Origin of the sequence: Arthrobacter sp. Y-9 (assembly GCF_029690065.1) — a bacterium.
In the GTDB taxonomy this organism is placed as follows: Bacteria; Actinomycetota; Actinomycetes; order Actinomycetales; family Micrococcaceae; genus Arthrobacter_E.
Genome location: NZ_CP121463.1, coordinates 1735918 through 1750235, shown reverse-complemented (window position 1 = coordinate 1750235; position 14318 = coordinate 1735918). Strand labels below are relative to the sequence as shown.

At 67.3% G+C, this 14318-nt stretch carries 12 protein-coding genes; 3 read left to right on the top strand and 9 right to left on the bottom strand.

Annotated elements, in window-relative coordinates:
• Nucleotides 1–6 precede the first annotated feature (6 nt).
• A complete protein-coding gene (locus P9849_RS07680; protein WP_278269030.1) occupies nucleotides 7–1098 on the top strand; it encodes an alpha/beta hydrolase in 1092 nt (363 codons plus the stop codon).
• Here P9849_RS07680 and P9849_RS07675 read toward each other — a convergent pair.
• The 3 genes from P9849_RS07675 to leuA all read right to left on the bottom strand — a co-directional run bounded on the left by P9849_RS07675 (nucleotide 1065) and on the right by leuA (nucleotide 4499).
• Nucleotides 1065–1865 (bottom strand): isoprenyl transferase, encoded by an 801-nt coding sequence (locus P9849_RS07675; protein WP_278269029.1) that lies wholly within the window; start codon nucleotides 1863–1865, stop codon nucleotides 1065–1067. The two genes, P9849_RS07680 and P9849_RS07675, sit on opposite strands and share 34 nt — an antisense overlap.
• 18 nt (nucleotides 1866–1883) lie before the next feature.
• The gene (gene recO, locus P9849_RS07670; RefSeq protein ID WP_066212582.1) at nucleotides 1884–2639 is read right to left on the bottom strand and encodes a DNA repair protein RecO; all 756 of its coding nucleotides are present in this window, start codon (nucleotides 2637–2639) and stop codon (nucleotides 1884–1886) included.
• A 120-nt stretch (nucleotides 2640–2759) separates the two neighbouring features.
• Nucleotides 2760–4499 (bottom strand): 2-isopropylmalate synthase, encoded by a 1740-nt coding sequence (leuA, locus tag P9849_RS07665; protein WP_278269028.1) that lies wholly within the window; start codon nucleotides 4497–4499, stop codon nucleotides 2760–2762.
• A 241-nt stretch (nucleotides 4500–4740) separates the two neighbouring features.
• On the opposite strand from leuA, the gene P9849_RS07660 reads away from it, so the two are divergent.
• On the top strand, nucleotides 4741–6693 hold the full coding sequence (locus P9849_RS07660; protein WP_278269027.1) for a M13-type metalloendopeptidase: 1953 nt from the start codon (nucleotides 4741–4743) through the stop codon (nucleotides 6691–6693).
• Between the two features lie 103 nt (nucleotides 6694–6796).
• On the opposite strand, the gene P9849_RS07655 is transcribed toward P9849_RS07660, so the two are convergent.
• From P9849_RS07655 to P9849_RS07635, 5 genes are all read right to left on the bottom strand, one after another.
• Nucleotides 6797–8278, bottom strand: a complete 1482-nt coding sequence (locus tag P9849_RS07655; protein ID WP_278269026.1) for an LCP family protein — start codon at nucleotides 8276–8278, stop codon at nucleotides 6797–6799.
• A 164-nt stretch (nucleotides 8279–8442) separates the two neighbouring features.
• A complete protein-coding gene (gene era / locus P9849_RS07650) occupies nucleotides 8443–9405 on the bottom strand; it encodes a GTPase Era (protein WP_278269025.1) in 963 nt (320 codons plus the stop codon).
• Nucleotides 9405–10715, bottom strand: a complete 1311-nt coding sequence (locus P9849_RS07645; protein WP_278269024.1) for a hemolysin family protein — start codon at nucleotides 10713–10715, stop codon at nucleotides 9405–9407. The genes era and P9849_RS07645 overlap by 1 nt, the downstream gene beginning before the upstream one ends.
• Entirely contained in the window at nucleotides 10712–11185 is a 474-nt protein-coding gene (gene ybeY, locus P9849_RS07640; protein WP_066212595.1) for an rRNA maturation RNase YbeY, read from the bottom strand. The genes P9849_RS07645 and ybeY overlap by 4 nt, the downstream gene beginning before the upstream one ends.
• Nucleotides 11182–12333 (bottom strand): PhoH family protein, encoded by a 1152-nt coding sequence (locus tag P9849_RS07635; protein WP_278269023.1) that lies wholly within the window; start codon nucleotides 12331–12333, stop codon nucleotides 11182–11184. Before P9849_RS07635 ends, ybeY begins: the two co-directional genes overlap by 4 nt.
• Before the next feature lie 283 nt (nucleotides 12334–12616).
• On the opposite strand from P9849_RS07635, the gene P9849_RS07630 reads away from it, so the two are divergent.
• Entirely contained in the window at nucleotides 12617–13543 is a 927-nt protein-coding gene (locus tag P9849_RS07630; RefSeq protein ID WP_278269022.1) for a GerMN domain-containing protein, read from the top strand.
• Between the two features lie 20 nt (nucleotides 13544–13563).
• Here P9849_RS07630 and P9849_RS07625 read toward each other — a convergent pair whose 3' ends face one another.
• Nucleotides 13564–14316 carry a 16S rRNA (uracil(1498)-N(3))-methyltransferase gene (locus P9849_RS07625; RefSeq protein WP_278269021.1) on the bottom strand — a complete coding sequence of 251 codons (753 nt, stop codon included), beginning with the start codon at nucleotides 14314–14316 and terminating at the stop codon, nucleotides 13564–13566.
• Nucleotides 14317–14318: the final 2 nt, after the last annotated feature.

The following is a 14318-nucleotide window of genomic DNA, read 5'->3' as shown; positions in this document are numbered from 1 at the left end:
CACCCGATGATGCGTTCCCCTCTGCCGGTCCACACGTGGCAGCAGGACGTGCTGTTCAATGACTTCGAACAGTGCCTCCTGCCACTGGAGCCGGACGACGAGGGGGCAGTGTCCGCGACGCTGGTCCGCCGGAAACCGAAGCGGGAGCTGTCCACCGCGGCGCGGGAACACGACTGGCCGTCGTGGCTGGCCGCGGTCCGGCAGCGCCGCGAGCACCGCCACGATCACGAGGACCACAATGTGGTCCTGTATCTCCACGGCTGGGCCGACTACTTCCTCCAGACCGAGCTCGCCGACTACTTCGAGGACCATGGGGCGAGCTTCTACGCCCTGGACCTGCGCAAGTTCGGCCGCAGTCTCCACGAGTACCAGACCGCCGGTTACACGGATGATCTGGAGGTCTATGACGAGGAGATCGGGGCGGCTCTGGCGGTCATCCGGGACGAGGCGGCGGTGCGGGGTGTCCCGGAGGATCGTGTCCGGGTGCATCTCATGGGCCATTCACTCGGCGGACTCGTGGCCGCTCTCTGGGCGGACCGCCACCCGGGACGTCTGGCGAGCGTGATCTTGAACTCCCCCTGGCTGGAATTGCAGGGCAGCACCCTGGTGCGCAGCATCGCCACCCAGTTGGTGGAGCCTTTCGCACGGGCCGACCCGAAACACGCGTTCCCGCTTCCGGAGATGCCCGCGTATTGGAAGAGCGTCAGTGACAAGGCGTACGGCGAATGGCACATCGTCTCCGCCTGGCGCCCCCGGGAGTCCTTCCCCATCCGGGCCGGATGGATCCGTGCCGTCATGAACGGCCATTCCCGGGTGCAGCACGGTCTGGACATCGATGCGCCGGTCCTGATCATGCTGAGCGAGCGGAGCAAGATCCAGACGGGCTACACGGACGAACTGAAGACCCTCGACGCCGTGATCGACGTCCAGGAGACCGCCAAACGAGCGCTGGGGATCAGCCGCCGGGTCGCCGTGTTCCGCTACCGCGGCGCCATCCACGACATCTTCATGTCCTCACGCCACGTCCGCGAACAGGCCTACAAGGAATCGATGGACTGGCTCGTTCAGACGGCTGCGGAATCCACCGCCGCGCCGTAGCGCCGGTCGCGGCGGGCGTAGGTCTCGACTGCCTGATACAGGGTGGTGCGGTCCACGTCCGGCCACAGTTCCTCGAGGAAGACGAACTCGGCATAGGCGGACTGCCAGGGCAGGAAGTTCGAGAGGCGCTGCTCCCCTGAGGACCGCATGAAGAGATCGACGTCCGGCAGATCCGGCTGGTACAGGTATCGCTGAACAGTCTTCTCAGAGATCTTGCCGGGCTTGAGCCGCCCGGCCGCCACTTCCTCCGCCATGCGGTTGAAGCCGTCCACCAGTTCGGCCCGGCCGCCGTAGTTGATGCACATGGTCAGCACGCAGCGGGTGTTGGCACGCGTGAGCTTCTCAGCTTCCTCCAGCTCGCGGATCACGGAACCCCAGAGCCGCGGACGGCGGCCCGACCAGCGCACCTGCACACCCCAGCGGTTCAGCTGATCGCGCTGGCGGCGTAGTACGTCCTTGTTAAAACCCATGAGGAAGCGCACCTCTTCGGGCGAACGTTTCCAGTTCTCCGTCGAGAACGCGTAGACCGTCACGTACTTCACGCCCAGCTCGATGGCGCCCGCGACGACGTCGAGCAGCGCCGGCTCGCCGGCCTTGTGTCCTTCGATCCGCGGAAGGCCCCGGAGGTTGGCCCAGCGTCCGTTCCCATCCATGACGATCGCGACGTGCTCGGGGACGAGTTCGGCCGGGATGCTCGGCGGCGTCGCGCCGCTCGGATGCGGATAAGGGAACTCGTAGCCCTGCTGGGCGGAATCAGAGAAGGACACGTGTGTTAATTCCTCAGTTCAGGATGAACGGTCGACATGCTGCAAGGACTTCACCCTGCGTTCCAGGTGCCATTGTAGATACGCGGAGACGAGCCCGGCGGCCTCGGTCCTCGCTCGTTCCGGCGACTCCCCCGCGGTCTCCCAGTCACCGCTCAGCAGGGCAGCGAGCAAGGTGATGGTCTCGGGCGCCGGAGCCGGAGACCCCGGAGGGCGGCAGTCGGCGCAGACCATCCCTCCGAGGGCGGCGTTGAAAGCAGTGTGCGGGCCAGGAGCGTCGCAACGGGCACACGAGGTGAAGCTCGGGGCCCAGCCGCCGGTGGAGAGGGCGCGCAGGAGATAGGAGTCGAGGATGAGGCCGGGCGCGTACGCGCCCCGGCTCAGCGCCGCCAGCGCACCCACGAGCAGGAGGTACTGGGCGGTGCCCGAGTCGCCGTCGACGTCGGTCAGCTTCTCCGCGGTCTCCACCATGGCTGCCGCCACCGTGTACCGCGAGTAGTCGGAGGCGATGGCATGCCCATACGACCCCTTGCTCTGAGCCTGGGTCACCACTTCAAGACTACGACCGGGCACCAGCTGCAGGTCCGCCACCATGAAAGGCTCCAAGCGGGACCCGAAGCGGCTGCTCGTCCGGCGGACCCCTCGGGCCACCGCCCGGATCTGACCGTGGTGCTTGGTCAGCAGCGTCAGGATCCGGTCTGCCTCGCCCAGCTTATGGGTGCGCAGCACGACGGCGTCGTCGCGGTATGCGCGTGATGTGAAGCTCGCCTCTGCCACGGTTCCATTCTCCCACTTCCGGACGCCGAAAAGCCCCGGCGGCGCTCCGGGAGTCGGAGCGCCGCCGGGGCCGGCGGAGGGTCAGCCCTGCCGCCCGTGAGGCCGGGCGGCGAGAGCATCTCAGATGGAGCGGTCTCGGATCGCCCGGTTGACGGCGGAGATCACGGCCTTCAGGGAGGACGTGCTGGTGTTCGAATCGATGCCCGTGCCCCACAGGACACGCTCCCCCACCGCGCACTCGACGTAGGCGGCCGCCAGCGCGTTGCCGCCCTCGCTCAGTGCGTGCTCGCTGTAGTCGAGGACGCGGACGTCGACGCCGTCCTTGCTCAGGATGTCCAGCAGGGCGGCGATGGGACCATTGCCATGCCCCGTGCGGTCGACCAGCTGACCGTCGACCCGCATCGCCGCATGGAGCGTGACGGCGCCGTCCTCATCGGATTCGGTGCGGGTGGCGCCGAGAGCGTAACGGCCCCACTGCTGCGCGGCGTCCTTCGCGGGCAGGTACTCGTCCTGGAACGCCTTCCAGAGCTCGTCCGCGCTGACCTCGCCGCCGACGGTGTCCGTGCGGCGCTGGATGACGCCGGAGAACTCGATCTGAGCGCGACGCGGCAGGTCCAGGTGGTGCTCCGACTTCAGCAGGTACGCGACACCGCCCTTGCCGGACTGCGAGTTGACGCGGATGACCGCTTCGTAGCTCCGGCCGACATCCTTGGGGTCGATCGGCAGATACGGAACCTGCCAGGTGAACTCGTCCACCTCGACGCCGGCGGCCGCGGCGTCCTGCTCCAGCGCCTCCAGGCCCTTCTTGATCGCATCCTGGTGGGATCCGGAGAACGCGGTGAAGACCAGGTCTCCGCCGTACGGGGAGCGCTCGGGGACGGGCAGCTGGTTGCAGTACTCCACGGTGCGCCGGATCTCATCGATGTTCGAGAAGTCGATCATCGGGTCCACGCCCTGGACGAACATGTTCAGGCCCAGCGTCACCAGGTCCACGTTGCCCGTGCGTTCGCCGTTGCCGAACAGACAGCCTTCAATGCGGTCCGCGCCGGCCAGGTAGCCGAGCTCCGCGGCGGCGACGCCGGTGCCACGGTCGTTGTGCGGGTGCAGCGAGAGGATGATGCCTTCCCGCGGGTGCAGATTCCGGTGCATCCACTCGATGGAATCGGCGTAGACGTTGGGGGTCGCCATCTCCACGGTGGCCGGCAGGTTGATGATCACCTGGCGGTCGGCCGAGGCCTCGAAGATGTCCGCGACCGCATTGCAGACCCGCACGGCGTATTCCAGCTCAGTGCCGGTGAAGGACTCGGGCGAGTACTCGTACGTGACGTTGGTGTCCGTCAGCGTCTCCTCGTACTTCTTGCACAGCCGGGCGCCCTGCAGGGCGATGTCCAGGATGCCGTCCTCGTCCTGCTTGAACACGACGCGGCGCTGGAGCGTGGAGGTGGAGTTGTACAGGTGGACGATCACGTTCTTCGCACCGGTGATCGCCTCATAGGTGCGCTCGATCAGATGTTCGCGGGCCTGGGTCAGGACCTGGATGGTCACATCGTCAGGGATGTGGTTGCCCTCGATCAGCTGGCGGACGAAGTCGAAGTCCGTCTGAGACGCGGAGGGGAACCCGACCTCGATCTCCTTGTAGCCCATGCGGACCAGCAGATCGAACATCTTCATCTTGCGGGCCGGGCTCATGGGGTCGATGAGCGCCTGATTCCCGTCGCGCAGATCGACCGCGCACCAACGGGGCGCCGTGGTGATCCGCTTGTCCGGCCAGGTCCTGTCCGGCAGGTCGACGGTGATCTGCTCGTGGAACGGGATGTAACGGTGGACGGGCATGCCCGAGGGCTGCTGTGCATTTCGCATGTGATTTCCAGTGCCTTTTACTCGTGAGGGCTGTCAAGATAGCCGGGCGCAACAGACTCCGCGACGAGGGAGCCCAGCTTCACAACGGTAAAGAATCAGGCCTCGCCACGGCAGCTAAGAAGAAGCAACCCTGCATGCACGTTGTCAGGTTAGCACGTGCTTAGGATGAGGGTGTCCCGCATCACCCCGATGTCCACTATGTGGCCCGAGCAGGGCCATCCTGCAGAGGAGCGATTCCCCTTTGAATCCATCCGGTATTGAACTCGGCCACGTCGACCCCGGCACGCGAGCCCAGGATGACTTCTACCGCCACGTCAACGGCGCCTGGCTGTCCTCCACCACCATCCGCGACGACCGTTCCCTCGAAGGCACCTTCACCGCACTCCGTGACGCTTCCGAGGAGGCGGTGCGGACGCTGATCGAAGACGCCGCGACGAGGGGCCAGGAGGAGGGCGGGGTCGCCGCTCAGATCGGCGGGCTCTACGCGAGCTTCATGGATGAGGAGCGTGTCGAAGCCCTCGGCCTGGAACCGATCCGCGAACGTCTTGCGGCGCTGAGCGAACTCGACGGCCCCGAAGCGATCATCCGCCGGGTCGGCGAGCTCTTCCGCGCCGATGTCCCCGGCCTCTTCTACCTCTACCCCTCCCCCGACGCCGGCGACCCCACCCGCGTCCTGCTGTACCTCGGGCAGTCCGGACTCGGCCTACCGGACGAGAGCTATTACCGCGAGGAGCAGTTCGCGGAGACGGTCGCCAAGTACCAGGAACACCTGGGACGCATCCTGGCCCTCGCCGAGTGGGACGATCCCGAAGGCGCCGCGGCCCGCATCGTGGAACTCGAACGCCGGATCGCCGCCACGCACTGGGACAAGGTCACGCTGCGCGACCCCCAGAAGACCTACAACCTCCGCACCGCGGAAGAATTCTCCGAGGTCTTCCCCCTCGCCGGCGCCTGGTTCGAAGCCGCGGGGGTCGACCCGTCGATCAGCTCCGAGGTGGTCCTCAGCACCCCGGACTACTTCCCCGCACTCCTGGGTCTGCTCTCCTCGGAACCGGCTCAGAGCTGGAGGGACTGGCTCGCTGCGAGGATCGTCGGCTCGGCGGCCCCGTACCTCTCCTCCCCCTTCGTGCGGGAGAACTTCGCGTTCTACGGCACCGTGCTCAGCGGCACCCCCGAACTGAAGGAGCGCTGGAAGCGCGGCGTCGCCGTCGTGGAGGATGCTCTGGGTGAGGCGATCGGCGAGCTGTACGTCCGCAAGCACTTCCCGGAGAGCCACAAGGCCCGGATGGAGGAGCTGGTCGGAAACCTCGTCGAGGCGTACCGCAGCAGCATCACCGGACTCGACTGGATGGGCGAGGAGACCAAGACCCGGGCCCTCGCGAAGCTGGATTCCTTCCGGACCAAGATCGGTTACCCGGCCAAGTGGACCGACTACTCGTCCGTGACCATCGACCCCACGGATCTGCTGGGGAACGTCGAGCGCGCCCATAGCGCCGACGTCGACCGCCACCTGGACGAAGTGGGCAAGGAGGTGGACCACGAGAAGTGGCTCATGACGCCCCAGACGGTCAACGCGTACTACCACCCGGTGCTCAACGAGATCGTCTTCCCGGCGGCCATCCTGCAGCCGCCGTTCTTCCAGGCGGATGCCGATGACGCGGTCAACTACGGCGCGATCGGCGCGGTCATCGGCCACGAGATCGGCCACGGCTTCGACGACAAGGGCTCGCAGTACGACGGCGACGGCACCCTCCGCAATTGGTGGACCGACGCCGACCGCGAGGCCTTCGAGGGGCGCACCCGCCGTCTGGTCGATCAGTTCAACGCTCTGGAACCGGCGGAGGCGCCGGGTCATCACGTGAACGGCGAGCTGACCCTCGGCGAGAACATCGGCGACCTGGGGGGACTCGGCATCGCCTACAAGGCGTACCTGGCCACGCTCGGCGGCGAGGAGGCCCCGGTCCTGGACGGCCTCACGGGAGCGCAGCGGTTCTTCTTCGCCTGGGCCACCAGCTGGCGCCAGGTGATCCGCAGCGAAGAGGCGATCCGCCGCGTCACGATCGACCCGCACTCCCCCAACGAGTTCCGGGCCAATGCGACCGTGCGGAACCTCGACGCCTTCCACGAGGCGTTCGGCGTCCAGGAAGGCGACGCCATGTGGCTCCCCGAGGAGGAGCGCGTCCGCATCTGGTGACGGTGTGGCAAGGCGGTGTGACAGACGGCGAGGGCCGTGAAGAGGATTCCTCTTCACGGCCCTCGCCGTTTCTCACACCGCCTGTCGTGCCGGCGCCCGCGGCTCAGCCGCTGAAGGCCGTCTGACAGGTCTGGTCCGCGGCGGTCTGCCCCACGATGTCCTTGGGCAGCTGGATCACCTGGTAGGCGGTGCCGGTGGTGAAGTCGGTGCCCACGGCGACTTGGACGCCCAGGATGTCCGCACTCGGCTTCAGCTGCGCCTGCGGGATGCCCAGGGCCGTGGCGACGTTGACCGCAGCCCCGCGGTAGGCCGAGGAGTAGTACACCACGGTCTTCGCGCTCGTGTCGGCCGGGACGGCCTCCTGCACCAGGAAGCCCTTGGCCAGCAGGAAGGTGTTGAGCTCCTGGCTGCGGCCTTCGATGCCGGTGGCGTTCGCCACGGTCACGGGCGCGGTCGACTGATCCACGGCGGGAACGGCCTTCTTCGTCGCGGTCGGAGTCGGCGTCGGAGTGGACGACGGCGTCGCGCTGGGCTTCGGCTTGGCCTTCGGCGGGTTGGGGTTGGTGAGGTCGACACCTTCACGCATGGCCTTGAAGAGCTGTCCCGCGTCGGGTTCCTTCGGCTGCACCCAGGCGGTCGGATTCACGACGGACGGCTCCCATGGCACCGTGACGAACGCGACCTTCGCGAGGTCCACCTTCTGCAGGCGCTGCGCGATGGTGATGAGGGTCTGGGGATTCGCCAGGCCCTCGTCCACCGTGAGGTTCTTGGTGACCGTGTCGGCGATGCCCAGGAGCTTCGGGATGTTGGTCAGCGTGCCGTCGCTGCGGACCTTGCGGGCCAGGGAGGCCAGGAACTGCTGCTGCGACTTGATGCGGGTGATGTCGCTGCCGTCTCCCACGCCGTGGCGGTTGCGCAGGAAGGCCAGCGCCTGATCGCCCTGGACCAGGGACTTGCCGGCGGGCAGCTTGAGGCGTGAGTCAGGATCGTCGATCGGCGCGTTGACGCAGACCTCGACCCCGCCCACCTCATTGGACAGCTCCTTGACGGCGTTGAAGTCCGCCATCATGAAGTGGTCGATCTCCAGTCCGGTCAGCTTGTTGATCGTGTCCACGGTGCAGCCCGGTCCGGCCTCGGACATGGCGCTGTTGATCTGCGCGTTCGGGCGGGGCGCCTTGACCTGTTTGGTCTTGGGGTCGATGCACTGCGGAATGGACACCACGAGGTCACGCGGAAAGGACACCATGCTCACCCGCTGGTTGTCGGCGGAGATGTCCAGCAGCATCATGACGTCTGAGTTCCCGTAGCCGGAGGACTGATCGGAGGTGCCGTACGCCTTGTTCTTGCCGTCGCGGGTGTCCGTGCCCATGATGAGGATCTGCAGACGGTCGGTGGCGTCGTTCAGGCCGCCTTTGTCGCGGCCCGACGCCGTCAGGGGCGCCGTGTTCAGGTTGTTGTGCAGGCGGAAGTACCAGTAACCGGCGAACCCGAGCACCGCGATGATCGCGACACTGACCACCCAGGCCGTGATCTTCACCCACAGAGGGGCTCCGGACGGGCGGGTCAGGTGGCGTGCTTCGTGCACCTTGGCATCAGACGCGTGAACACGCGCTTTGCGGCGCGTGTCATCCGCCCGTCGTGCGGCTTGGGGTGGCTTGGTCACTCAAAGGGCCTTTCGAAACAAACAGAACCGTCCCATCGTAGAGCCGATTTCTGCATTTCAGCTGACAGATCTCCGAAGAGCCCTGCTCAGAAGCCCATCCGCCCCAGCTGCTTGGGGTCCCGCTGCCAGTCCTTCGCCACCTTCACGTGAAGGTCGAGATACACCTTGGTGCCGAGCAGTGCCTCGATGCCTTTACGGGCCCGCGTGCCGACCTCCTTGAGACGGCTGCCCGCGCGGCCGATGATGATGGCCTTCTGCGAGGGACGCTCGACGAACAGGTTGACCCGGACGTCCAGGAGCGGATTGTCCTCGGACCGCCCCTCCCGGGGCACGATCTCCTCCACCACCACGGCCAGGGAGTGGGGCAGCTCGTCCCGCACGCCTTCCAGTGCCGCTTCGCGGATCAGCTCGGCCACCATGACCGCTTCCGGCTCATCGGTCAGTTCGCCGTCCGGGTAGAGCGGCGGCGACTTCGGCATGTAGGAGATCAGCACGTCCTCCAGCGTCGCGACCTGGAAACCGTCCTGAGCCGAGACCGGGACGATGTCCCGGAACCCGTCGCCGCCCAGGATCTCCTGCCCCAGGGCGTGGACCGAGAGCAGCTGCTTCCCGAGATCCTCCTTGCTCACCAGATCGGCTTTGGTGACGACGGCGATGATCGGCTTGCGGCCGAGCAGCGCCAGCTGCTGGGCGATGAAGCGGTCACCGGGACCCACGGCTTCATTGGCCGGGAGACAGAATCCGATCGCGTCCACTTCGGACAGCGTGGCCGCCACCAGGTCGTTGAGGCGCTGCCCCAGCAGGGTGCGGGGGCGGTGCAGGCCCGGGGTGTCCACGAGGACCAGCTGCGCGTCCGGACGGTGCAGGATGCCGCGGATCGTGTGCCGGGTGGTCTGCGGCTTGTTGGACGTGATGGCGACCTTCTGGCCCACGAGGGCGTTGGTCAGTGTCGACTTGCCCGCGTTGGGACGCCCCACCAGAATGGCGAAGCCCGCCCGGTAGTCCTTGTCCTGCGGCGTGGGCATCAGCCCGTCGTTGCGTCCCGACATCAGTCCTCTTCCTCCCGGGACGCTGCGGTCCCACGTTCAGTTTCGTTCGACTCCTGGGCCAGGACGTGGTGCACACGATTCCTCCGGCCCTCAATGCTCAGCGCTTCCAGCCGCAGCCCATGGGTGAAGGCCACGCTGCCCAGGATGGGGACCCTGCCCAGCGCCTTGGCGAGCAGGCCGCCGACGGAGTCCACGTCGTCGTCCTCGATCTCCCGGTCGAAGAGCTCTCCCAGGTGATCGATCGGCATGCGGGCGTTCACCCGGAAGATCCCGGGGGCGAGCTCGACGAACTCCGCGGCCTCGGAATCGTATTCATCCACGATCTCCCCGACGATCTCCTCGATGAGATCCTCGAGGGTGACCAGGCCGGCGGTGCCGCCGTACTCGTCGATCACGATGGCCATGTGGACCTGCTCGGTCTGAAGCTCCTTGAGCAGTTCCGCCACCGGCTTCGACTCCGGCACGAAGCGTACCGGCCGCATGAGCGCGAGCAGGCCGATCGACGAGTCCGGACCGCGGCCGAACAACGCCGCGGCCACGTCCTTCAGATACAGGATGCCCAGAACGTCATCGGCGCTCTCCCCGACCACGGGGACCCGGGAATTGCCGCTGCGCAGGAACAGGCTCATCGCCTGTTCCAGCGTCTGTTCGCTGCCGATGTGGACGATATCGGTCCGGGGCACCATGACGGCCCGGACCAGGGTGTCCTCCAGGTCGAAGACGCTCTGGATGAGCTCGGCCTCGCCCTCTTCGATCAGCTCGGAGTCACTCGAGCGCTCGAAAAGCTCCCGGACCTCGGCGCTGGTGAGCGAGCCGAGCTCGTCGTGCGAGTCCACGTCAGCGCCATGCGAGGACGGCAGGACAGCCGTGCCGAAGCGCTGCAGCCACTCCGGGACCGGGCCCAGGATGAGCCGCAGGAAGTGAATGAGCGACGCCGTGTAGCGCACCGTCGCGGTGGGATGGAGCCGGCCGAGACGGCGCGGCGAGACTCCCACCAGGACGAAGCCGACGATCGCCATGACCGCCGTCACGATGAGGCCGGCGAGCCACACGTTCTCGATCAGCCCGGACACCGCGAGGGTCAGGGCGACCGCGCCGGCCATCTCGAACCAGACCCGCCAGAACCGCAAAGACCTCAGATGCGCCTGGGCGTCCGCCAGCACACGGTGTGCCGCATGCTGGGGCCGGGATTCGGCGAGATCGTCAAGGGCGTGACGGGGCAGGAAGGCGAGAGCCGATTCAGCCGCCGAGAGAACGGCCCCGATGACCAGGAACGCGACCGTCAGGACCAGCAGTACCGCCAGGGTCATTCGGTGGTCTCCAGAGGGGCGTCCTTGCCCAGGAAGGATGACAGGAGCTGCCGCTGAAGACCGAACATCTCGGCCTTCTCCTCCGGCTCGGCGTGGTCGAAGCCCAGAAGGTGCAGGATGCCGTGGGTGGCGAGCAGGAGCATCTCCTCCTCGGTGCTGTGGCCGGCGTTCTTCGCCTGGATCTCCGCCACCTGCGGGCAGATGGCGATGTCGCCCAGCATGCCGGCAGGGGTGATCCGGCCCGGCGCGCCCGGCGTGAGCTCATCCATCGGCACGGAGAGCACATCAGTGGCGCCCGGCTCATCCATCAGCTCGATGTGGAGCTTCTCCATCGTGGGTTCGTCCACCAGCAGGACGGAGAGTTCGGCCTCGGGGTGGATGTAGAGCTCGTCGAAGATGAACCGCGCGAGCCGGACGATGTCCTCGGCGTTGGCGTCGACGCCGGATTCGTTGTTGACCTCGATGCTCATGCGGTGGCTCCTGGCTCGGTGCTGCTGTGCTCTGTGTTGCTGTGCACGGTGTTGTCCTGCACTGTGGTGTTGTCCAGGCGGGCGGCCTGACGGGACGGGGTGCGACGGCGCTGCACGCCGCGCTGCTGTTCCTCATCCCAGTGGTTGTATGCGGTCACGATGTCCCCCACCAGGCGGTGTCGCACCACGTCGCTGGCGTCGAGGACGGAGAAGTTGATGTCCTCGATGCCGCCCAGGATGCCCTGGACGATCTTCAGGCCCGACGTTGTCCCGCCCGGCAGATCCACCTGGCTGGTGTCCCCCGTGACGACCATCTTGGACCCGAAGCCCAGACGCGTGAGGAACATCTTCATCTGCTCTGGGGTGGTGTTCTGCGCCTCGTCGAGGATGATGAAGGCTTCGTTGAGGGTGCGCCCGCGCATATAGGCGAGAGGCGCCACTTCGATGGTGCCTGCGGCCATGAGACGCGGAATGGATTCCGGGTCCATCATGTCGTGCAGGGCGTCGAAGAGAGGACGCAGGTACGGGTCGATCTTGTCGTTGAGGGTGCCGGGCAGGAATCCGAGCCGCTCGCCCGCCTCGACGGCGGGGCGCGTCAGGATGATCCTGGTGACTTCCTTGTTCTGCAGCGCCTGGACCGCCTTGGCCATGGCCAGGTACGTCTTGCCGGTGCCGGCGGGGCCGAGTCCGAACACGATCGTGTTCTGGTCGATGGCGTCGACGTAGCTCTTCTGGTTGAGCGTCTTCGGCCGGATCGTGCGGCCGCGGCTGCTGAGGATGTTCTGGGTCAGCACTTCCGTGGGCGTCGGCACGGTGCGCGCGCTCAGCATGCCGAGGAGCTGCACCACCAGTTCGCGGGTGACCGGCGTGCCCCGTTCCGACAACGACTTCAGCTCCAGTACCAATCGGTGTGCCAGCTGCACGTTCTCGCTGGGACCCTTCAGCGTCAGCTCATTGCCGCGCACATGGAACGTCACGCTGGGGAAGGCCGCCTCGAGGCCGCGCAGGGATTCGTCGTGGGCGCCCAGCGCCCGCACCATCGCCGTGCCCGTGTCGAAGTGGACCACTTCGGTCCGCGAGAGGGGCGTGCTGTGCGGGAAATCGGCATGACCTGACAGGGCCCCCGATGGCATGGTTTCTTCGCTCATGGTGCCGGCCCTCGCGACCGGATATCCCTTTCCTGGAAATCGTGCGGCCATGAAGTCCATGGCCTGCTGAAAGTCTACGTCAGGACGCCGGACGGTCACGGCTTGGGCACAGCGGGGTATCAATCGGATTGCACTTCGGCCGCCCACCCGTCCTGGCGCCCGCTGAGCCGATGCGCTGTGGCAAGGTGGAATGCGGGGCATGCTGATGAGCAGGCCCTTTCGCATGGGCGACCACCGGCCACCGGCCGTGAGGCGCCTTCTATCCGGGATCAGGAGAGGCACGGTGAGCATGGTCAGCACCCGACGTCGGCGACTTCCTGCGCGCCTTCTGGCCCTCCCGCTCGCGGCCGCGCTCCTGTCCGCGTGCACCGCGACGCCCTCCGGCACCGTCTCCTCCGGCCTGCCGGACCCGCAGTCGCTGGCCACCTCCGTGCCGGAGGTCACCGCTGCTCCGAGCGGCACGGCGGACACCGAGACCCAGGTGCAGATCTACTGGATCGGACGCACGGGCGGCAACGCCTACCTCTTCTCGGAGCCCCGCAAGACGGGAGCCGTGGACGATCCCGTCACGTCCGCCCTCAAGGTCATGATGGCTGAGAAGCCCGAGGACCCCGATTACTTCACCGCCTGGCAGGCCCCGCACCGCCTGGCGGCCTCGATCTCCGGGGCCTCCACCATCACGGTCGATGTCAGCGCCGACGCCTTCTCCAAGAATCTGGACCCGTCCATGGCCAAGCGGGCTCTGCAGCAGCTGGCCTTCACGGCAGTGTCCGCCGCCCGCGCGTCGGGGATGGTCGATTCCTCGGTGGAGCCGGAGGTCGTCCTCCTCATCGACGGACGCAATGACGTCGAGGCGTTCGGTTCGATCCCGCTGAACCTGCCGTTCCACCGGGACCTGGCGTTCCTCTCCCCCGTCCGCATCATGGTCCCCCAGGACGAGGCCGTGCTCAGTTCGGGGACGCTGTCCTTCAACGGCGTGGTGCTGGGAGGCCAGAAGAACGTGACCTGGTCGATCTCCCCGGCCGGCTCCCCCGCCGGCCAGGACGTGATCTCGTCGGCCACGGTGGCCCTGACGACGACGGCGGAGAAGGTGGGCCGGTTCAGCGCCCGGACGGTGCTGCCGAAGGGGCACTACGAGCTGACCGTGTCCACCATCGTTCCCGGCGGCTCACAGCCGGTCGAGGATTCGAAGAGCGTCACCATCCGCTGACGCCGCAGCGCCCCGTCAGATCACCAGCGGCCGAGGACGGTGCTCGCCACCACGAGGGCAGCCGGCCCCGCCGAGGAGGACCGCAGCACGTGCGGTCCAAGGAGTGCCATCCGGGCTCCGGCGGCTTCGAAGGCCGCCACCTCCGCCGGGGAGATCCCGCCTTCCGGACCCACGATCAGCAGGACATCGCCTTCCAGCGCCGCCACGTCACCCAGTTGCGAGGCCAGGGACGTGGCCGCATCCTCGTGAAGGATGAACGCCGCGCCTCCCTGGGCGATCCGCCGGGCGAGACCGGCGGAGTCAAGAACGTCCTCGACCTCCGGGGTGCGGGCCCGGCGCGACTGCTTGGTGGCCGCCCGGACCACGGACCGCCACTTGGCCAGGGCCTTCACCGCCCGGTCGCCGCGCCAGCGAACGATGGACCGATCCGACTGCCACGGGATGACGCCGTCGATCCCCAGCTCGGTGGCGCTCTCGATGGCCTGTTCGTCCCGGTCCCCCTTGGCGAGGGCCTGCACGAGGATCAGCCGGGGCGACGGCGAGGGCTCACGCACGATCTTGAGCGCGCGCACCACCAGTTCACCGGAGTCGGACGACTCGACCTCGCCGATGACACGGGTCCCCTGCTCGTCGACGAGATCCACGCCCTCCCCCGGTGAGAGCCGTTTGACCGTCACGGCGTGCCGGGCCTCGGCGCCGTCGACGGTGACCAGGCCTGCGGGTTCCACCTGGTCGAGGGAACCGGCGGGGGCGAAGAAGACCGGATTGCTCATGG

Coding starts and splice junctions, on each gene's coding strand:
- ybeY (WP_066212595.1), bottom strand. CDS start 11,185: ATGAGCATCGAGGTCAACAACGAATCCGGCGTCGACGCCAACGCCGAG.
- P9849_RS07680 (WP_278269030.1), top strand. CDS start 7: ATGATGCGTTCCCCTCTGCCGGTCCACACGTGGCAGCAGGACGTGCTG.
- P9849_RS07625 (WP_278269021.1), bottom strand. CDS start 14,316: ATGAGCAATCCGGTCTTCTTCGCCCCCGCCGGTTCCCTCGACCAGGTG.
- era (WP_278269025.1), bottom strand. CDS start 9,405: ATGTCGGGACGCAACGACGGGCTGATGCCCACGCCGCAGGACAAGGAC.
- P9849_RS07645 (WP_278269024.1), bottom strand. CDS start 10,715: ATGACCCTGGCGGTACTGCTGGTCCTGACGGTCGCGTTCCTGGTCATC.
- P9849_RS07635 (WP_278269023.1), bottom strand. CDS start 12,333: ATGAGCGAAGAAACCATGCCATCGGGGGCCCTGTCAGGTCATGCCGAT.
- leuA (WP_278269028.1), bottom strand. CDS start 4,499: ATGCGAAATGCACAGCAGCCCTCGGGCATGCCCGTCCACCGTTACATC.